Source organism: Methanobrevibacter olleyae (genome assembly GCF_900114585.1).
Taxonomy (GTDB): domain Archaea; phylum Methanobacteriota; class Methanobacteria; order Methanobacteriales; family Methanobacteriaceae; genus Methanobrevibacter; species Methanobrevibacter olleyae.
This window is the reverse complement of record NZ_FOTL01000005.1, coordinates 1-21,904: the sequence shown is the minus strand read 5'-3', so window position 1 is coordinate 21,904 and position 21,904 is coordinate 1. Positions and strand designations below refer to the sequence as shown.

The 21,904-nt window shown below is 23.6% G+C and carries 15 protein-coding genes and 2 pseudogenes; 4 read left to right on the top strand and 13 right to left on the bottom strand.

Annotated features, from left to right (window positions below; translation table 11 throughout):
• The first annotated feature begins 41 nt into the window (after nt 1–41).
• Complete coding sequence (locus BM020_RS02370; RefSeq protein ID WP_067146385.1) at nt 42–308, top strand: hypothetical protein; 267 nt, start codon at nt 42–44, stop codon at nt 306–308.
• 336 nt (nt 309–644) lie between these two features.
• On the opposite strand, the gene BM020_RS02365 is transcribed toward BM020_RS02370, so the two are convergent.
• Both BM020_RS02365 and BM020_RS02360 read right to left on the bottom strand, forming a co-directional pair.
• Nucleotides 645–1,781, bottom strand: a complete 1,137-nt coding sequence (locus BM020_RS02365; RefSeq protein WP_067146383.1) for a toxic anion resistance protein — start codon at nt 1,779–1,781, stop codon at nt 645–647.
• Nucleotides 1,782–1,910: 129 nt separating this feature from the next.
• Nucleotides 1,911–2,447 carry a zinc ribbon domain-containing protein gene (locus tag BM020_RS02360; protein WP_067146381.1) on the bottom strand — a complete coding sequence of 179 codons (537 nt, stop codon included), beginning with the start codon at nt 2,445–2,447 and terminating at the stop codon, nt 1,911–1,913.
• Between the two features lie 511 nt (nt 2,448–2,958).
• On the opposite strand from BM020_RS02360, the gene BM020_RS02355 reads away from it, so the two are divergent.
• Nucleotides 2,959–4,242: an O-acetylhomoserine aminocarboxypropyltransferase/cysteine synthase family protein gene (locus BM020_RS02355; RefSeq protein WP_067146378.1), complete on the top strand. Its 1,284-nt coding sequence runs from the start codon at nt 2,959–2,961 to the stop codon at nt 4,240–4,242.
• A 203-nt stretch (nt 4,243–4,445) separates the two neighbouring features.
• Here the strand turns inward: BM020_RS02355 and BM020_RS02350 are convergent, their stop codons facing one another.
• From BM020_RS02350 to BM020_RS02340, 3 genes are all read right to left on the bottom strand, one after another.
• On the bottom strand, nt 4,446–5,096 hold the full coding sequence (locus BM020_RS02350; RefSeq protein WP_067146376.1) for a hypothetical protein: 651 nt from the start codon (nt 5,094–5,096) through the stop codon (nt 4,446–4,448).
• Nucleotides 5,097–5,296: 200 nt separating this feature from the next.
• Nucleotides 5,297–7,684, bottom strand: a complete 2,388-nt coding sequence (locus tag BM020_RS02345) for a hypothetical protein (RefSeq protein ID WP_074798050.1) — start codon at nt 7,682–7,684, stop codon at nt 5,297–5,299.
• Nucleotides 7,685–7,694: 10 nt separating this feature from the next.
• Nucleotides 7,695–9,671, bottom strand: coding sequence for a PAS domain-containing protein (locus BM020_RS02340; protein ID WP_074798048.1), 1,977 nt, complete (start codon nt 9,669–9,671; stop codon nt 7,695–7,697).
• A gap of 1,176 nt (nt 9,672–10,847) precedes the next feature.
• Here BM020_RS02340 and BM020_RS02335 point away from each other — a divergent pair.
• The gene (locus BM020_RS02335; RefSeq protein WP_067146370.1) at nt 10,848–13,604 is read left to right on the top strand and encodes a DUF11 domain-containing protein; all 2,757 of its coding nucleotides are present in this window, start codon (nt 10,848–10,850) and stop codon (nt 13,602–13,604) included.
• A gap of 1,567 nt (nt 13,605–15,171) precedes the next feature.
• Nucleotides 15,172–15,714: pseudogene (mtrA, locus tag BM020_RS02330) on the top strand (tetrahydromethanopterin S-methyltransferase subunit A); the annotation flags it as partial.
• Nucleotides 15,715–16,510: 796 nt separating this feature from the next.
• Here the strand turns inward: mtrA and BM020_RS02325 are convergent.
• The 8 genes and pseudogenes from BM020_RS02325 to BM020_RS09780 form a co-directional block, all read right to left on the bottom strand.
• Nucleotides 16,511–16,903 (bottom strand): hypothetical protein, encoded by a 393-nt coding sequence (locus BM020_RS02325; RefSeq protein WP_074798046.1) that lies wholly within the window; start codon nt 16,901–16,903, stop codon nt 16,511–16,513.
• 32 nt (nt 16,904–16,935) lie between these two features.
• Nucleotides 16,936–17,460 (bottom strand): PIN domain-containing protein, encoded by a 525-nt coding sequence (locus tag BM020_RS02320; RefSeq protein ID WP_067146364.1) that lies wholly within the window; start codon nt 17,458–17,460, stop codon nt 16,936–16,938.
• 12 nt (nt 17,461–17,472) lie between these two features.
• Complete coding sequence (locus BM020_RS02315) at nt 17,473–18,207, bottom strand: ImmA/IrrE family metallo-endopeptidase (RefSeq protein WP_082762110.1); 735 nt, start codon at nt 18,205–18,207, stop codon at nt 17,473–17,475.
• A 50-nt stretch (nt 18,208–18,257) separates the two neighbouring features.
• Nucleotides 18,258–18,584 carry a helix-turn-helix domain-containing protein gene (locus tag BM020_RS02310; RefSeq protein WP_067146362.1) on the bottom strand — a complete coding sequence of 109 codons (327 nt, stop codon included), beginning with the start codon at nt 18,582–18,584 and terminating at the stop codon, nt 18,258–18,260.
• Nucleotides 18,585–18,710: 126 nt separating this feature from the next.
• Nucleotides 18,711–19,007, bottom strand: coding sequence for a hypothetical protein (locus tag BM020_RS02305; RefSeq protein WP_074798044.1), 297 nt, complete (start codon nt 19,005–19,007; stop codon nt 18,711–18,713).
• Nucleotides 19,008–19,125: 118 nt separating this feature from the next.
• Nucleotides 19,126–20,859 (bottom strand): ATP-dependent helicase, encoded by a 1,734-nt coding sequence (locus BM020_RS02300; protein WP_074798042.1) that lies wholly within the window; start codon nt 20,857–20,859, stop codon nt 19,126–19,128.
• Nucleotides 20,860–21,450 (bottom strand): ATP-dependent endonuclease, encoded by a 591-nt coding sequence (locus BM020_RS02295; protein ID WP_327037147.1) that lies wholly within the window; start codon nt 21,448–21,450, stop codon nt 20,860–20,862.
• A gap of 147 nt (nt 21,451–21,597) precedes the next feature.
• Nucleotides 21,598–21,904: pseudogene (locus tag BM020_RS09780) on the bottom strand (IS5/IS1182 family transposase); the annotation flags it as partial.

The window sequence follows — 21,904 nt, the reverse complement described above, 5'->3', positions numbered from 1 at the left end:
TAAATATAAATATTATTATTTTAAATTTATAGGTGTAAAATATGGCAAAGAAAAATATATACCTAGCAATGATTCTTTCTGCAATCGTTCCAGGTTTAGGTTTAGCATACGATGGTGTAGTTAAAAAATTTATAGCATACTTAGTACTTGGTTTAATCTTTTTTGGCCTTTGGGTGTACTTTGGTATGCCTTTAGATGCTGAAATAAATAATACTGGTTACTGCTGTTACTTAGCATATATCATTGTTTGGGTCTTTAATCTTTATGACACTTTAAGAACTACCATAGACATTAACAGAGGAAACTAAATAGAAATTCAATAAAATTTAATTTAAAGCTCTTTAAATTATCTTTTTAAATTTTTATTTTTTAACACAAACAATATTTATTTTTATTTTTTATTTATTATCTTTAGCTTTTTTATTATTTTAACTATTTTTACATTACCAATTTCTATTATTTTAATATTAAGGATATTTAATCTTTTATTTTTAATTTTTAAACTAATTTTTAAAAAAAGTATAATGAATAAGTCAATTTAAAAAGTGATTAAAAAAAGAATAGAATTATAAAAAGATAAAAAATAAAAATTATAGGAAAATACCTAAAAAAAAGATAAAAAAATAAAAATTATAGGAAAATACCTAAAAAGTATCATTTCCTACTTCAATTTTATCAATAAGTTTTTGTCCATCATCTGCCATTTGACTGAATGTAGTAATTGTCTCTTGCATTTTTGGAAGTGCTTGATTTTTATAATTACTTAAATCTTCAATGGCAGCTAAGGCCTCAGCAAAGGAAGTTTTAAGGACTTCAGGAGAAATCATAGTTTCCATACTTTGTTTTTGAATCTCACTACCTTGTTGTCTTAACATCTTTGAAGTAGATTCAATAACTTGTTCTGTAGTATCATTAAGTGTTTTAATCTTATCAATTACAATTTTTTGATTGTATAAAGCACTTGCAACCATAACACCATTTCTAAGTGCAGTTACAGTTACATTTTTAGCACGATTTACTCCCCTAATTAACTCTTTATTATTTCTTCTTACTACATTTAAAGAGATAATTCCCTGTTCATTTACAACAATCATTTGTTGCATGTCCATAATTCTTTGTCTTAATGGGAATAAAACTTCTTCACGTACAAAGTCAATTTTAAATTGATCTTCACCATTGATTTCAGCTTGGCGGATTTGCTCTTCGATAGAAGCATCCATTTGTTTAGCTAGTTCAATATCAGTGATGAGTTTTTTAGTTAATTCCCTTAAATAAGACTCTTCAGCAAGAAGCGTTGTGTTATCATTTTGTAAAACCCTGCTACTTGCATCAAGAGATATAAGAATATTAGAGATAGCTTCATCAGCTTTTTCATATCTATCAAAGTAATTTCTGATTGGTCTTAAGAGTTTTCCTAAAATACCAGATTCTTTAAATTCAATTGCAGATGGATCTAAGTTTCTGATTTCTCTATCTAATTCTTCTAATTTAGCTCCAACATTACTTGCTTCATCTCCACCTTTAGCTAAATCTTTAAATCTTGCATTTAAAAGATTGTTTTTATTTGCAGATCTATTAATAAGATTAATACCAAAGTCATCTAAAGGTTTTAAGATGTTTTCTCTAGTAGCAATATCATTGAAGTCTGATTCAAAAATAGCAGTAGCATTGCCATCTGCCTGTTTTTTAATTTCCTCATTTGGTAAACTTTCTTTTTCTTCTTTAAGACTTTTTTCGACATCTTCTTTAATTTCATTTACATCAAGTGAAAATTCAGCCATTTATATCACCCTAATCTTAGACAAAAATTAATAAACTGTGTCTCATTCCCTTTTATGAAATTGATAATATATTAAGGTTTCGATTTTTATTCATAATCTTTAAGAGAATTATTCAATTCACTGAAAGATTTATTCATAATCTTTAAGAGAATCAATCAATTCATTCATTTCATTAATTAAATCATCAATTTCATTATCGGAATCCTCATCAGAATTACTTAAACGAATAATCAATTCACTTTGTAATTCATTGATTTTACTAACAATTGATTCTAATGTTTTAATCTTGTTTTTTATTTCTTTAATTACTTTATCTGAATATTCATCAGATAAATTAATCATATTTAGAGCTGTTTCAGCTTCTTTATAGAAATTTACTCTACAGATATCAACTTCTTCTCTAAATCTATAATAAGACATTTGACCTTGAGGAAATTTCTTTTCTAGCAGCTCTAAAACTTTTTTCTCTTTAGTTTCATAAGTTTCTTCTAACTTGTCTATTTGATTTTTATAAAATTGGTAATCATATGATTTACTTGATTCATATTTAGAACTTTTATTTGGTTTTTCTTTATCATCATCTAATTTAGCTCCACAGTTAGGACAAAAATGATCTTCTGGAAATAATTTAAATCCACAATATATACAAAAATTATCTTTAGCCATAAACTCACTCTTAAACTTTTTATAATCAGCCACAAAATCACTATTTAAACTTTTTATAATCAGCTATAAACCCACGATTTAAACTTTTTATAAACTCACTCTTAAACTTTATAGAAAAACCAATTTTATTGAAATTTGAAATTATAATCCATAATTTATACTTATCTATTAAAATTATTAATAGTTTCTTTATTTAATATGGCATTAATCTTTAGGAGATTTAATCTTTAATAATACTTTGTTAATATTTAATATAATAATCTATGTGTTTTAATATTAATTTTTAATATAATAGTCTATGTATTTTCTATAAAAATAGAAAAATTAAAATTGAAAATTCAAAAATCTTAAAATAAAAGAAATTATTAAATACAAAAATCGAAAAATTTTACCATTACAGTTATAAAAAATTTTATCATTATAGTTATAAATAAAAAACAATATAGTAAATATAGTTAGAATTAAAATAGTTAAAATTATCACATTATATTAAAGAAATGGAGAAAAAATTATGAAAAGAAAATATGGAGATAGAACCTTAGAAGTACATGCTGGCCAAGAAGAAGCAGATCCAGCTACTGGTGCAAGAGCAGTTCCTATCTATCAAACTAGTTCATATGTATTTGAAAGTGCAGAATATGCAGCTAATATATTTGCACTTAAAGAACCAGGAAATATTTATACAAGATTAAATAATCCAACCAATGATGTTTTTGAAAAAAGAGTAGCAGCTATTGAAGGTGGAGTAGGTGCATTATCTACATCTAGTGGAATGGCAGCTATTACTCTTGCTATACTAAACATTACCCAGTGTGGAGATGAAATAGTATCAGGAGATAATCTTTATGGAGGAACTTACAGTTTATTTAAAACTACATTAAAGAGATTTGGTATTACTGTTAATTTTGTAGATTCTCAAGACACTGAATCTTTTGAAGATGCTATTACTGATAAAACAAAACTTATTTATTGTGAATCCATTGGAAACCCTAAATTAGATGTTCCTGACTTTGAAAAATTAGCAGATATTGCTCATAGACATGGAATTCCTTTGATTGTTGATAATACTTCAGCTATTGGCATGGTAAAACCTATTGAACATGGAGCAGACATTGTTGTACATTCTGCAACTAAAATCATTGGAGGACATGGTACTTCCCTTGGAGGAACTATTGTAGATTCCGGTAACTTTGATTGGACTAATGGGAAATTTCCAGAATTTACAGAACCTGATGAAAGCTATCATGGCCTTGTTTATGTTGATAGATTTGGTGATGCAGCTTACATTACTAAAGCACGTGTACAAATCATGAGAGACTTAGGTAGTTGTATCAGCCCATTTAATGCATTTATCTTACTTCAAGGTCTTGAAACAATGTCTTTAAGAGTTAAACAACATACTGAAAATGCTCTTGAAGTTGCTAAATTCCTTGATGATCATGAACTTGTTTCTTGGGTAAATTACCCTGGACTTGAAGATAATCCTAACCATGAAATTGCTAAAAAGTATTTAAATGGAAAGTATGGCTGTGTACTTGGTTTTGGTATTAAAGGTGGAATTGAAGAAGGTAAAAAATTCATTGAAAGTGTAGAGTTATTATCTCACCTTGCTAATATTTGTGATGCTAAAACTTTAGTTGTACATCCTGCTTCTACCACTCATTCTACATTATCCCCAGAGGAGCAAGAGTCTACTGGAGTTAGTCCTGACTTTATTAGAATGTCCGTAGGTATTGAGAATGTAGAAGACATTATAGCAGATATCGATCAAGCTTTAAAGAAAGCTGTTAAATAAATAAAAATAGCAATTAAATTAAAAAGACAATTAAACAATTAATAGATAAAAGAGGATAAAACCTCTTTTTCTTTTTTTAAAAAATAAAAAACAAGATTAATAATTATTTAGAATAATTCTAGTCATATATATTCATTACTTAAAATAATTCCAGTCCCATATACTAATTATTTAGAATAATTCTATTCCTATATACTAATTACTTAGAATAATTTTGGTCCTGTATACTCATTTTCTTCAGTGTATATTCTAATTAATGTATCAACAGTATCTTCATACATTAACCTATAGGCTATAGCACCACCAAATTTAGTTTCAAGATTATTTAAAGCTTTATTAGCTCCTGAGCTAGAATTATTAATTACATACCACATTCCATGCGGAGTGTAAATAAAGAGTTCTCCATACCCCTCTTCTGCTCCATTTTTAAATCCATCTGCTGGGTCATAAATCTTTGTTGAATGGATTGCCAATCTACTTAAATCTTGTTTAGGTCGTGTTCCATTTTTAAATAACATAACAAGCCAATTATAACATTGGTCTTTAAATTGTACTTTTTTTAATGGATCTGACATTTTAGCTTCTATATTTGCTCTTCTTTTAGAAAGAGTATTAGTAATTCCAAGAATCTCTTCAACTTTAGGAACATCTTCCTCTAAACATCTGTATCCTTCTGGTCTACCTGTAACTTTAATATTTCCCTCTACAAAGTCCATTCTCTTCCATTTTCTCATGTAGGGTTTCACTTTCTCCCAGTCTTCATCAGGTATTCTTTGATTTAAACCATATAAATAGCCATATTCCATTGCATCATAACATTTAGTTTCTAATTTTAATTTATTTTCATCTGCCATGATATCACTTTTTACCTTTATTTATATTATACTTATATTAAACAAATTGATTTATATAAACTTATTGTATAAGAATAATGGCTTTGTTGAAATCCTTTTTCAGTTGATATTATATTTAGTTTAAAAAAATAATCAATATCAATTAATTAGAAAGTAGTATTTCAACAAAGCCTAAAAATAAAAATTAAAATGCTTATGAATTAATTATTATTTAAACTAAGAATATAATCCTTTATTAGGGGAAATTTAAGTTTAAATGATTCTTTATCATCTGATTTAATAAGTTCAAAATTTAGAGAATCTATAATATGTTCTATTAAATTGATAGTGGAATGATATTTATCATTTATATTTTCTTTATTATTTAAATGGAAATTACTATAATTACTTTTTATCTCTAATATAGCATATCGCTGATTATTATTATTATTATTATTATTATTATTATTATTATTATTATTATTATTATTATTATTATTATTATTATTTCTCTTCAGAACATTTAACTTTATATTAATAGAAAATGATTCTTCCTTTAAATCATAAGTAAAAATATTATAAACAAATTCATATATTATAATTCCTAAAAAAGATAAGGTTCCAATATCCATATAAACATCTTCTAAATCTAAACTATATTTGAAGTTTAAATTGAGATATTTAAATAAATAAGCCATCAACTCTTCAATATAGGTTTTAATATTCATATTAAGTAAATCAAAATTTTTATCAATATATTGATAAGCTAAAACCAATACATTAACTCTTCTTTCAAGATCTTGAAGGATTTCTACTTTATTTAAATTAGAATCTAAGCTATTTTTCATAATCCCAGAAAGAAGATTTAATAGATCATTGATTAAATTATGAAAATCATTTAATAATATTTCCCTAGATTCTTTAGCATTTTCTAATTCAATAATGGTATTTTGAATTTCAGATAATGATTTTTCCATTTTATAAAAACTATCCTTTAACTTATTTTCTTTATAAATTCTCTCACTATCATCCTTTAAAAATCCAATGTAATCTATATTATTGCCATTTTCATCAAACTTTCCTTTAATGATGAAATTTATATATTTCTCCACATTATTTTTAGTTTTTATCCTAAAATTTGTATTTATAGTATTATAATTCTTAGAAAAATCATTAAGCTCTAATTTGAAACTTTCCTTGTCTTGATTTGAAATAAAATCAGAAAATTTAATTTCTTCTAAATTATAATAATCAGAATCTAAATCAAGAATGTTATATAATCCCTTTGAAAATATTGTTTTCTTATCTAAAATATCTAAAATATTATCTGAATTTAAATCTTCTTCATAGATTTCTCTATCTGAAAAATTTAAAGGGTTTTGTGAGTTTTTAGCTGAGCTATCATATAAATTGGAATTTCTATCATAGACACTTCTCCAATGAAAATTTTTATCATAAATATTTTCTAAACTAAGGTCTTTTTTTGAAATTACAGTTAAATTAGAATCATTATATTTTAGGCCTAAATCAGAATCATTACTTTTTAGGCCTAAATCAGAATCATTATCTAATTCACTAAAAACAGCTCTCTTTCGAGAATTATCAATACTGCTATTTAGAATATTCTCTTCATGATAATCATCAGAATTATGAATATCAGTATCTAATAGTTTTCGATTATCTTTATAAGTGTTTTTAAAAAATCCGGCAATAGCATTTTCATTTTGAACTAGCCTTAAAGTATCTCTTAGAGATAATGATTCTGATTCATATCTTTTCTCTTCTGTAATTTCTTGAAAGAATATTTTCACTGCTGGTCTAAAGTTAAAACTTGAAGGAGATGCAAATCCCTTTAACCATCGCTCTTTATTTTTAGAATCAGTATATGAAAATTCAAATATTTCAAAAAAGGATTTTCTATTTAATAAATTATTTAACAATACATTAAAATCATCAAGGCTTAATCCATCAAATTTAAGTTTCTTAATATCATAATAAGCTAAAATCTCTTCCTTATCACAATTAAAGTACTCTAAAAATTTATTGTTTACTTTTAAAATTTCATTTCCTTCAACTAATATGTAAGGTCTTTCAGATTTATCAAAGAATTCTTCTCCAGTAAAATATAAAAGTTCTAAATCATTTTCAAAGTAAGCTAAATGAAAAAGTTTGTCATCACAGATAAAGATTTTATGCCTATAACTAGATACTAAGATATTATCAATGTATTTAATCTCTCTAAACTCATACCTTCCTTTATTTTCAACTATTTCATTAAATATTTTTAAAAGATTATAATTTTCAATAAATGGAAATGTTTTAGAGAGGTATCTTCCAACAATATTATCATAACTTATTTCTATATCTAAATCATTGCTAGAATTAATATAATCAATGTAATTCTCTGATATATACTCTATAATGAAATCCTTACTTTTTTCACATGGTCTGAGAATAATTGTATCATAATCTAATTTATCAAATAGTTTAAAGTTTTCATTATAATCTATTGATATGACCTTAGGAGAATAATTGAAGAAATTTTCCCTTTCTATATTATTTATAGTTTTAATATGCTTCCTATCCATATCTTCTAAAACAATTTTCATGTTAATCCCACTAAATATCGTTTTTAAATATAATCTTCATATTAATTCCTTCATTAAAACCAGAAATCACTATATCATAGAAACTCCTTTTCTTACCTTCATTAAAACCAGAAATCCCCATATCATAGAAACTCCTTTTCTTATCCTTATTAAAACCAGAAATCACTATATCATATAAACTCCTTTTTTCAAATTTTTTAATGAATCCAATAAAATCCAAATCATATAAATCAATTTTATTTAAGATAAAAGCATTCAATTCTAAAACAATAAATTCTTTATCTTCATCTGCATTTATTTCCAAAGTATCAATAGATGCCTCTTCTATATTAAGAATGTTGATAAAAAATTCAGACAAAATTAAATATATTAAATCTATTTCATCCCTTCTAAAGTAGATATCAGAACTCATGTTTAAATTGATTACTGTTGATTTAAATAGGTCCTTAAAGTGACAATTAATAGCATTATCAATAAATTCTCTAAATTCTAACTCTTTCCAATAATCTAGATTTCTAGAGATTTCATTAATGTCCTTTAATATTTCAATTCTTTTTTGAAATATTTTAAAGTAATTTTCTAATCTTTTAGGATTATTTTCTAGATAAGAATCTAGTAAATCTATAAATAAATTTAAGTTTCTATTGACTTTTTCATGGAAATCTTCTAAAATAAAATCTCTTATCTCTAACTGACCTTCTAATTCCATTTTAGATTCTTCTGATTTTTTATATAACTTCCCGTATTCATCTAATTGATGATTTAGCTCTTTTTCTAAAGAGTCTTCATTAGTTATATCTTGAATATAAGCTACCATTCTTAATGGATTATCTTCATAAATAGTAAAACTACAGTTTAAGGTTTTCATATTCAATTTTTTTGTCCTTATCCTAAATGAAAGATCAAGCTTATTTGACTTCTTTTTTTGCCTATTGATTTCTTTAAGCAATTCCATATAATCTGCTTTTATAATAAATCCTTCAATTATATTAAAAAAATCCTCTATCCTATCTACCCTTTCAGATATATCCAAGCTATTAGGGGATATATCAAAAATTGAAAAAAATTCACTAGAGCAATAAATTTTTCCCCTTTTAATTTGACATATAGATAGTTTTGCTAATTTTAGGATACTTTCAAGTTTCTGGTTTAAAGCATTGAAGTTTTCTTTTAAGTTTTTTTCCTCAGTTAAATCTAAAAATATAAGTTCTATAGCATGCTGATTGTTAAAGGATATGGGATATATAAATTCAGTTATATATCTAATCTCACCATTATAATTTATCTTAATATCATCCCTAAAGAAAAATTGTTTGCGGTTTAGTATATCATCTAGAATGTATCTTAACTCATCTCTAGTAATTAGCTCCCTACTTATTATGTCTTTGCTAAATAAGTCTAGTTGAGAAATAGTATCCATATTAACATTATTAATCTTACAAAATGTTTTATTTCCATAAACCCATTTATTAGCTTGAATAATCCCTACACTAAGTTCAGAGTTTTCTATTGTTTCTCTATTGGATCTATTTAAAATATCCAAATCATCAGATTTATTTATTTTAAAATAAAGCTTATCTTTGAATCTGAAAAATTTATAAGTTTTAGACACTACCAGAACATCTTCTACATACTGTAAGACCTTAAGTTCTAGTGTTTCATTATTATCATAGGATGCAAATAGAAGATCTTTAATATTCAGTTCTTTAAGAAAACTCATATATTTAAATAGATATGCTCCTCCAACATCTTCTAAATCCAAATTAGAATAATTTAAAAGATTTTCGTTTAAAAAGCAGATTAAAAAATCATCTTCAGATTTATCATGTATTAAAACACCTAAGGCCATATCTAATTCATTTAAAAAATAATCATCAAATTCTATTTTTTCCCTTTTAGTTGTAGATTTATTAGTGGGATAATCTTTAAGGTAAGATTGTTTGCCAATGATATTTCCATCCATATCTTCAATAATTATAGTTAACATTTTCAATCCAAATCATATATTGAATTTCTATCGTTTTTTATAAACTATTTAGTGAATTAAATAATGATTTTCTATTAAAGGATTAAATAAAAATTTTAAAAAAACCATAGCTAAAAATAATTTATAAAACAATTCATATACTTAATTTTTATAAAAATTATTTCATTCAATCTTTTATTATTATATTTGTTATTATTTAAATATAAATAGTTACTCATTAAGTAGATAATCTATTTTATATAAAGAAACATTAAAAATTATTCAGTAAAATAACAATGTTATTTTTTTAAATTAAAGCATAATAAAATTAAACTTGATTTAATATAAAATTAAAAAAATCTTAAAAAAAAATAAAATTAAATCTCATTTAATATAAAATTAAAAAAACCTTAAAAAAAATAAAATTAAACTTGATTTAATATAAAATTAAAAAAATCTTTAAAAAAAATAAACTATATGATAAAAAGTTATAGTACCATAAAACAATTATATTTATAAATGAAAAAAAAGAGAACTATTATAGTAAATATTTTTATTTACCATAAAAAACTATAAATTAATTTTAAAAAATATCTAATTTTAGAAATCTAAACTAAAAAGATAGATAATCTTTAAAATAAAAAAATTAAGTTATGGTTTTTCTAATTTGTATTAAAAGTCTATTAATTAACTATGATTTATTTTTTAATTTAAAAACCTTCCTAATTAAAAAAATTATGCTTATTTAATAGATTAAATAAGATATCTCATTTTAAAAATAAGATAAGTCTATTGATTAAAATCTATAGATTTCCATTTTAAAATGTTCTGTTGAAATCCTTTAAAATTTTAAAGTAAAAACTATTATTTTATAATTTAAAATAATTTTATCTTTTTAAATAAATACAAAAAATAGGATTTCAATAAAGTCTTAAAAATAAGATAAATCTATTGATTAAAATCTATAGATTTAAAAAAAATGGATTTAATTTATTAGTTGATTTATATGTTTAATCAAATTTATATATAAAATTTTTATTATAAAATTATTATTTTAAAATTATTATTATAATTTTATTATTATAAAGTTATTATTTTAAAATTTTTATTATGAAATTATTATACATAATAATGGCTAAATAGAGCTATTATAAATCATTGAATATTTATTAAGTCCAAATTTAAGGAGTTTAAAAAATGAAAAAAAAGATAGCCGTTATCTTATTAATCTTTTCATTATTTTTAACTATTTCTTCCGTATCGGCATTAGAAATTAGTGAAAATCTTACTAATTTTGATGAAATTGACAATAAGATCACTAATAGTGAAAATATAATAATCTCAGATTCACAAGTTGAAGCTGACAATCAGATTCAGCAAACTAATAAAGAAGATTTAGGTTATAATTCCAAAAGCGAAAAGAATCTTAAAGAAGGAAGTAGAAATTCTTCTGATAATGGTTCTTTCAAAGATTTAGAAGATTTGATTAATTCAAATTCTGATGGAATAATAAACATCAACAAAGATTATTATTTTAATCCAGATACCGATTCAAATTTAACTAATGGGATAATAATTAATAAAAGTTTAATAATTAATGGAAATAATCATATTCTTGATGCCCAAGATAGTGGACGCATATTAAATGTGATTTCAAATGTTTCATTAACTATTAATAATCTAAGTTTTTATAATGGAAACAGTAAGGAAGGTTCCTCAATTTTATCAAATGGTACAGTTTCTTTAAATAACACATCATTTATTAATAATATTGCCAATAGTAGTGGTGGTGCAATATGCACCTATGAAGATATTGTAGTGAATAACTCCTATTTTAACCAAAATAAAATATATCCATCTAACATGGCTAATTTGCAGGGTGGATCAATATACGCAAGAAAAAATGTTTATATATATAATTCTACATTTGAAAATTCTGAAGCTAAAAACGGTGGAGCTATATATGGCCTCAAAAATGTTTATATTTACCACTCACTATTTAGAAATAATAGTGCATATGATGATTATATAAGTAATGGTGGGGCTATTAATGCACCTAATGTAACTGTAAAAAATAGTACTTTTGAACTTAATTATGCATTAGATAATGGAGGAGCTATATGTGCAAATGGCAACCTTGATGCGGAAAATTCAATATTCACTAATAATACAGGAGGAAAAAGAGGCGGTGCTTTAGGAGCTTCAAATACAATTGTTAATAATTGTATCTTTATAAACAACAATGCAAAATTTGGTGGAGCTATTTCCTCCCATAATAAATCAGATATTAATAATTCAAAATTTATTAGTAATTCTGCAAATTATGGTGGTGGAGCTGTTAACGCTGAAAGATCAAATAATTCTATTAATAATTCCATTTTTACCAATAATTCAGCTTTATCCTATGCAGGTGCTGTTTTAAGTAATAATATTGTTGTAATGAACTCTAATTTCACTAATAACTCTGCTAAGGCTTATGGTGGAGCAATATTAGCTGAAAATATAGATTCTTACAATAATAATTTTTACAATAATAAGGCTAACAATGGTACAAATGTATTTGCAATATCTAATAGTAACTTAGGTAATCAAATAAACGAATATGTATTATTAAATATATCTGAATTAGCTAAAGCAAAATATGCTGGTGAAATTAACTTATCTACAGGTGAACCAGGATTCTGTTCAGAATCTGGTGCACTTACTCCAACATATGGATATCTTATAGATGATATGACTGCTGTAAGAAATTCTAGAACTGGAGAAAATGTTTTTGAATATGTTAAAATATTGATATATGAATATTACTTTAATCAAAGTGTTTTTGAACCTTATGCTATGTTTCAATTCATTTGGGCATTTACAGATGGAAATTATACTAATTATGGAACAAAATATCCTCCAATTCAGCATGTAATTGATTTATACAATTCTGGTTTTAGAATTCCAACTTATAATGCAAGTAAAATTCTAAAAAATGGAACAGTTGTAACATTTAATTTCAGATATTTCATGACCCCAAATAGTACTCAAAATTCAGTGATATTTAATCTCACTTATGAGGAAATTAACGAAACTGTAGAAAAAGAAACATTAAATCCTGAAGTATTAATTGGTAATCTCGTTGAATTCCGAATTACCCTAACTAACAATGGTCAAGATATTATCAACAATCCTTTCATTATAGATGAAGATTATAGTGATGGATTAGATTTTATTGCTTGGAAAATAGAAAGAGGAAATTGGACAAAGGAAAACAATAAGTATATATTAAATGAACAACTAAATCCTGGGGAATCTAGAAGTTTAATTTTAATATTTAATACTACAAAAAATGGAATTTTAGTAAATAATGTTAGTTCAGGATACAATAACATTAACATATCTAATAGTAGTAATAAAACTATTGTTTTCAAACCAGAAATGGCAATTGAAAAGATTTCCAATAATAAAATAGTTAAAATAGGAGAAACTGTTAGTTTTACAATCATTTTAAGAAATACCGGTGATTGTAATTTAACAGGTGTCTATATTAAAGATAATGAATATTCCAATGGATTAGTTTATTTATCATATATAGATAAAAACAATGAATGGGACTTTGATGGAAAAGATACTTGGACTTATAAAGGTACATTAACTCCAGGTCAATCCATAAGTCTAAAAATTCTTTTTAAGGCTATTACTGAAGGAGTAAAAATAAACACAGCTATAGCTGGACATAACATTACTAACGAAACAGTAAATAGCACAAACACTACTAAAGTAGTTAAAAATGAAACTAAAAATGAAACTAATAAGAATGATACAAATAAAACAGATAAAATTCCTAAAAAAGCAGATCCTCCTAAGGATATAGAAGTACATACTATACCAAAAGCTGGAAATCCTTTAGTAATTTTATTAATAAGCTTATTTGCATTGATATTAGTTCCAAGAAAATATAAAAAATAATTTAAATAATTTATGTGTAATATACACATAAATTAATTTTTTTTTAAAAAAAAATAAATAATTATAACTTCTTTTAAAATAAAATAGTAAAAAAATAAATAATTATAAGTTCTTTTAAAATAAAATAGTAAAAAAATAAATTAGCTATTATTCATATTTACTAAAAGAAAAAAACAATCTATTTTTATTATCTTAAGCTAATTTATAACTAATTTTTCATAATTAAAAATATTAAATAAATACTAATTCTATAAAAAAAGATTTATCTTTAAAAAAAACTAAAGACAGATTTTAAAAAAATAGTTAATATTTGAAAAAATAAATACAGATTTTTAAAAAGATCTAATCTTATTTAATCATAAGATTTTTTAAAAATCATAATACCATCATCCCAAATTATAATAAAATTATAATTATCCCATTTTAACTGAAATATACTATACTGCTAAAATAAATTATTTTTCCATAAATGAATTTATATACTTATTCTAACATTTATATATAGCAGGTATAAGATGAAATCCCATTAATAACATTAAGTTACTTTCCCAATGGCATTTAAAATGATTTTTTAAAAAGGCAAAATATACTTTTATTTAAATTCAACTGTAATAATAATTTAAAATTAAATCTAATGAAATTTGGGAGTGTTTCTAATAATGATTGAGGCTAATAATTTTTTGATTTAAATAAAATTTTTTCCTAAATTCACTAAACTTAAGATTAAATTATATTACAGAAATTGGGATTTCTTAAAATTATCTTAGAATTTTATATTTTTAAGAAAAAATAGAGAAATTCTTTTATAAAGGATTGAAAAATCTCTCATTAAACCCAATTTTTAACTAATGATATAGTTATGAACTTTATTAAATTTAATTAATAATATTTGGAAAGAATGTTAATAGTATATTTGTATGTAATAGTATATAAACTTTAATTAATAAATTTTTTTATTAAACAAAATAATAAAAAATTCTAAAAGATAATAAAAAATCAAAAATTATCTAAAATTTTAATGATTAATGAAAAATTATTTTTTTTAAATTTTTTTAAAAGAGAAAATAAGGATAAAATGATGAACAATCTATTAAAATTATTAAGTTTTATTTAACAATTTATAAAACTTTAAAAAAAATTAAAACTGATAGAGGAAATAGGATTTTTAAAAAGACCAATTAATTTTATTTATAAAATCCTTTCAAAATTAAAAATGAAATTAATTTATTTATAAGATTCTTTAAAATTAGATAAAAGTTTTTCTATATTTGCTTCATTTTAAATCATTTAAAAAAAATTAAAGGAAAAAATTAAACTGAATAATTATTTTTAATTAAATTATACAGTGTTTAGTAAAAAAAATTTAAAAAAAATAAAAAAAATTGGATTTTATATCTATTTAAAAAATATAGATTATTTTATAAATTATTTAATATTTTTATTAAAAATATGAAAAACTTATTAAGCTATTCAATAAAAACCTTTATATATCAGAATTCATATATCAACCCATGAAAATTGGGATAAAAATAATTTTTATAATATTTATTGATAAAGGAGTGATAATATGGTAGAAAAGAAACCTACATCTGAAAATTGGCCACCTGTTACTGGAGATTATATTGTAGGAAATCCAGAAAGTCCAGTTGCCGTAGCTACTTTAGCTTCACATATTGAAGAAATTCCATCAGCTGCTGGTGCTGCTATAGCAGGTCCTTGTAAAACTGAAAATCTAGGTTTAGAAAAAGTTATTGCAAATCTAATTTCTAATCCAAATATTAGATTTTTGATTTTATGTGGTGCAGAAGTACAAGGCCATATTACTGGCCAAAGTATGCAAGCATTACATGAAAATGGTTGTGATCCTGAAAAGAGAAAGATCATTGGTGCAACAGGAGCAATACCTTTCATAGAAAATATTCCTGAAGAGGGTATTGAAAGATTCCAAAGACAATTAGAGTTAATTGACTTGATTGATGATGAGAACAGTGATTCCATAACATCTAAAGTTAAAGAATGTATCGAAAAAGACCCTGGTGCATTTGAAGAGGACTGTTTAGTTATTAAAATATCTGAAAAACAGAACAATAAAACTGAAAAGACAGTAGATATCTCCTCTACAAAAGAGAAAAAAGAAATTGAAGTAGAAGTATAATATGCTTCTACTTCTTTACTTTAATAAAAAAACTACTATTTCACTTATTTAATTTAAAAATATTATCTGATGCATTTAAAAATCACTTAAAAGCAGTTAAAAAAAAAAATCACATTAAAATTTAAAGTAAATATGAATATTTAGTTAATTTAAATTAGAACCTGTTCGATCTAATAATAAAAAAATAGAGATATAAAATGACTAATTATATATTTTATCTCGATAAAAAAAAGTATCATCCTCTAAATTTATTAATTTATTTATTTGAAATAAAATGGTAAATTAACTATTATTCATATTTACTAAAAGAAAAATAAGCTATTTTTATTATTTTAAACTGTTTTAAATTCAATAAATCAATGATTTTAGACAATGGAGAAATGCATTCTTTTTGAGTGAGCTTTAATAAAAATAATGACTAATAATTCTGATGGTTAGTTATAAATCTTTAATTTAATTAATCAGCTAATTAATTTAATTATGGAGCTTTATTAAAAAATATAAAATTTTATTCTTAACTATATATACATATATCAATAAATAAAGGAATAATTTATAAAAATTATTCATGGTCTTCTTTATAATCTAGATTACCATATCCATAGCTCTCATCAAATGAATAATATCTGGTTCTTCTTCTGTTTTCCTTTTGCTAGTTCCTATCATCATATTTTCAAATGAATAATATCTGGTTCTTCTTCTGTTTTCCTTTTGCTAGTTCCTATCATCATATTTTTTACTAGAGATAATATCACAATGATTTAAATGATTCTAAAAACGGTTTAAAATAGATTAGTTCTATAGGTTTATATAATTCCTTTCTAGTTTCTTTATCATAAACTACTTCAGATATTTCAAAACTTATATTTACTTCCTCAGTTTCCTCTTTTCCAAAGCAGACCCAAGTATTTAGTTCTAGAAAATAGTTTATCTGTGGAATGAGTAAATTTTCCTCTCCTTCAAAAGTCATTTTATTTGTAAGTTCCTTAAAGTCTTTAACAGTTGTCTTAAGAGTAGATTTAGCATAAATTAAATCTAATTCTGTGTATTTATTTTCATTAAGCCATAAGACAAATTGAAAGGTTAAATCGTCTAGTTCTAGTATTTCTCCATTTTCTAAGTTTTTAGCTATTGCCACTTGCATATTATCTTACCTTTTTTATTAAATTAATATAATTATTTATTCTTATGTAAATAACTAGTAAAATCTTTTTCTGATAGCCACCTGTTCCATTTTAACATACTAGACCAAATCTCATTTCCTTCTTTTTCTGTAATGATCCCATTTTCAAAAGCCATCACTAAAATATCTCCTGTAGTAATTCTCTCTAAATTATATTTTTCTACATAAGGCATTACATCTCTTGTATTGTTACTTGCTACAATCCCATTATGCTTTTTAGCATATGCAATAACTGCTGCTTCCCCTTTTCCTATAGGCTTATCTATAAAATATTCAGAAGATAATTCCATAAAGTGAAAATATTCCTCACTGTCTGTATCAAAATCTAATATCTTAACAAAAGCTTTTTCAATTAGTTTGTCCACCCTATTTTTAAGATTTTGTGTGTTCGGCCTATTAAATTCATCATAAACTTCATAAGGAAGATAAATGCAATCAAATAATTCTTCTAATATTGATGTATCATTTATTACAATAAAACAACTTAAACAATCAGTATCATAAAAAGCAGGCTTCATTTTATCCCCTACTTAAAATGATTCATCTTCACTAAACTTATAAACAATATCCTCACGAAAAGCATCTAAGAATAACTCTTCTTTTTTACCTCTAGATATTAAATCTTTTTCATATGCTAATTCCACTAATTTAATATAGTTTCCTATGGTAAAATATTCTTTATTTAAATATGGTGTGTATAAACTTAAATCATAACCTCTAATAGATGCATTATAGCTTATATCTTCTTTATATGAGATGTATTCATCATAACTAATTTCATTTAAAAAATGTCTAAGTCTCCAAAGTAGTGATTGGTGTGATATTTGGAAATATTGTTCAGCATCTATAATTAAATCAAGATTCCATTTTTTAATATTATTATTTAGTTTATAAGTTTCTATTGCTCCATGTGGCATTAATAAACATGATGCAAAAAGATCTGCTCTTTTTTCTATCTCATCATCACTATCTACTCCACATATATTAAAATCATTATCATCATATTTTAAATGATACAGTTCATGAGCTATTGTAAAAGCCTGTCTTCCTTTCCTATGGATTGAATTTACAAACATTATATTTTCTTTATCTAATTTTAGACAAGCTCCACTTATACCATTGTCCATTTTCTTAAAAACTATAGTTAAGTTTTTTATTTTATTTATAGCAAGTGAGAATATGTCGATTGATTCATTCATATCAATTTTCCATCCTCTTCTAAATCCACAAGCCAGTTCGTTCATTTCTAAGTAATCCTTATTCATATTTACTCCTGCTTTTAATTAATATTTAATCTTTTAAAAGAAGCAATTTTTTATTTATTTGTAATTCTTGATAAGAATTCTAAATTATTAATTATCCTATTCATATCTGAAATATCTTCCAATGATAGATTTTTCTTATCAGATCTAAATGCCAAATTAGTTTTGGAATATTCTCCAATACCTAATGTAATATATTCTGGAGAGCATCTATAAAGATTTGATAGTCTTATTACAGAACTGCCTTTTAACTTTCTTTCATTGTTTTCTAATTTAGCTATTTGACCTTGTTTAAATCCAAGATATTCTGCTATTTGGTTTTGAGTGAAATTGTTTGCGTTTCTTAATTTTTTTAATCTCTCACCTACTGTTTCAGCCATTTTTTATACCTCAGTGTTTGGTTAATATTATATTGGAATAATTTGTTATATAAATTTAACTAAAAAATATTCCATAGGATTTAAAAAAAATATGGTAAAAATTAATATTTGGATTATTCCTAAATTTTAATGATTATTGAAAAAATCAATACCTCGTTCAGTAATTTTACTAATGTATAAACCACCTAGTGTTTTCTGAATTTTTATAAAATTATCTCTTTCTAAATCTTTAAATATGGTTCCAACGAAAACAAATGGAATATTAAATTCTTTAGAAATATCCAAAGCATTTATCATTGAATTTTCATTATTTTTTATATAATCAATAATAATATCATAAAGTTCATCATAATTTTCTATAAATTCTATATAATATAAACTACCATCAAATATTAGCCTTATATGAGGAAATGGACTACCCATAAAATTTTTCACTTCTATAAATCCTACTGAGCCTAAATATTTTATTTCTTCAATAAATTCATCAGTATATTTATCTTCAGGATATTTTAATTTTTCTGAGGAAATTAAATTATTTAAATCAAAATAATTTAGATTGATATGATTTTTTTAAAAATTTTTTATCCCAGCAATCTTTCGAATCATAAGGAACTGCAACATGTAAAAGTTTTCTTGCCCTAGACATACCCACATAAACAATTCTTAATTCTTCACTACTCATTAAATTAGAATCCTCTTGAAAATGAGTTTTATAATGTTTATCTTGAAATCCACCATGTTTTAAAATTAACAAAACAGCATCAAAGGATTCTCCTTTAACACTATGAATAGTACCTACATAATAATCTAATTCATTTTTATCATTATAATCTTCATCAAATAAATTATCAAATGTTAAATTATTTAAGAATTTATTATTTTCTTTTAATGTAATTCTATTAAGTTCATTTTCATTTTCATTTAAATTATTATTAATATTCAAAATCCATTCATCTATCTTTTGATTTTCGTTTATTTTGGGGAATCTTTTAGAAAAATTATTTATCTCCTTTCTATAGTGAGAAAATCCTTTATTAAATGATTCTTGAAAAATTTTTTCTTTAATCAATCTTATTTCACCATATTTTAATTTAATATAAGCTTTCTCAAATTCTTTAAAACTTTTTAGATAATTACCATTATATAAATAATAATTAGCTAAAATTATATTTCTCGTATAGGATATCTTAAAAAAACTATCTTTTCGAAAAATATCGTTTATAGAGAAACTATTACCTTTTATTTTAAATTTTTTTGGTTCATCTTTACTTCTAAATAAAACTGCAACAGAATCTTTAGAAATATTTATTCCTTTATCTGTACAATCATTAATAAAATTGATTATAATTTCTTCAAAGTTATAATTATGAGGAATAATTTTTGGAGAGAAATTTTCATTAAATGAAACATTAGATTTAATATTATTTAAATCTGATAAATTTGAGAAAAAATTACATATTTTTTGGGAACTTCTAAAATTGATATCAAATTTTATAGAATCTTCCCATTGATTATATTTATCCTCCATTAATTTAGGGTTAGCTGTATTCCATTCATATATTCCTTGTTCTGGATCTCCAACTAATATAATATCTTTTAACCCATTTTGAATTAATATATCCATAATTTTCATTTGAATTTCACTTGTATCTTGTACTTCATCAATTATTACAGTTGGAAATCTTAATGTTAATGCTTTAGCAATCTTAGGGTATTGTTTCAGAACTTCCATAGCATGATAATTAGCATCTTTTTGAGTAGCAAGTCCTTCTCTCTTTAATTCATGTTTCATATGAACAATTTGATTCCATTTCCAATTTTCTTTAGGAAAATATTTTGTTTTTTTCTTATCCACAACTTTACCTTTTGAATCAAACGTAATTTTATCAAAAAAATAATCAAAATCATTATTTCCAGACCAATAATTAAATGGAGCTCCTACTAATTCTGGACGTTGATAACACTCCATAACTAAATGACCAAATGGTAAAAATATAAATTTATTTAAAAAACTATCTAAAGTCCCAAAAAAATGAGGATATCCTAATTTTAAGGATTTATCCTCTTTTTCTATTTTGTTTAAAATTTCATTTTTTGCTACATTAGTAAAAGATAAAACAGCTATCCCTGAATTATGTTTATCCCAATCTTGAAGAAGCTTAAATATTCTTTCACAAACACATGTAGTTTTTCCACTACCTGGACAAGCTTTAACAACAAATTTTCCTTGTTTATTTAAATCAAGAAATTCTTTTTGTTTATCTGTCCAATCCATTTAATCACCGCAAATAAAATCTAAAGCTTCTTTAATATAATTAGGAATGTCATAATCTGAATCATTTGTTAATATTTTAGATAATTCTAAAGCAATATCGGCCTTCCTAATACTTTTATCATTGATAATATCAAATATTTTCTTTTTATCTGAGGAAGAAACTTCTTTAAAAATTATAGGGTGAATTTTTTTAAAAGTTTCAAGAATAATTGAATTATCTTCATTACATATTAATAATTCATATTCAAAAGTTTTTTCAGCATTATAGATTTCTAAAATATTTTCCTTTTCATAACTTTCTATTTTTTCAAATGTTTCTGATTCTTCACCATCAACAAATTTTTTATCATTATCTGTAATTATCACTCCTTTAAAAAATAGATCATTATTTTCAAACAATGGAACAAAATGTCTAAAGCTTAATCCTTGAACAATAACAATTTCAATACCTTTTTTATCTAGATTATAACCTAATTTTTTTGCAAAAACAGGCATTAAAAGGGCTTCTGAAATACCTTCAACAAATATAATCCGTTTACTAAATAATAACTGTGACTTAGTAACATCTAAAAATTTATGAAGATAATCTATATTTTCTTTTTCTTTAATAACATTTTTTAAACTTGCATTAACACAATTGTCATCAAATTTTTGTAATATATTTATTGAGTTTAAATTCGCTTTTGCAGTTAATGTTGGTGAATGAGAAGATATAAATATTTTAGGGTCCTAGATTTTTTACATTTCTGCAAGCTTTTGTAGGGCTGTTTTTGTAGTGTAGCCTTGTAATGTGATGAGCCCTGCTAAAAATACATTTAAATATACGGTTCTTTTTACTGAATCATGTGTATATTTGTGTATGTCTCTCATGTTGAGTCCATCTTTGCATAATTTGAAGAAGTCTTCTATTTTACCCCTTATTGGTTTATATTTTTCCCAATTGTTTATTTTTTCTAAAAATTCGTTTTTTAGTCTTTTTAATAGTTTTTTAATCTTTTCTGTGTTCTTTTTTGGGTTAAATATCTCTAATTTGTAGTTGAATATT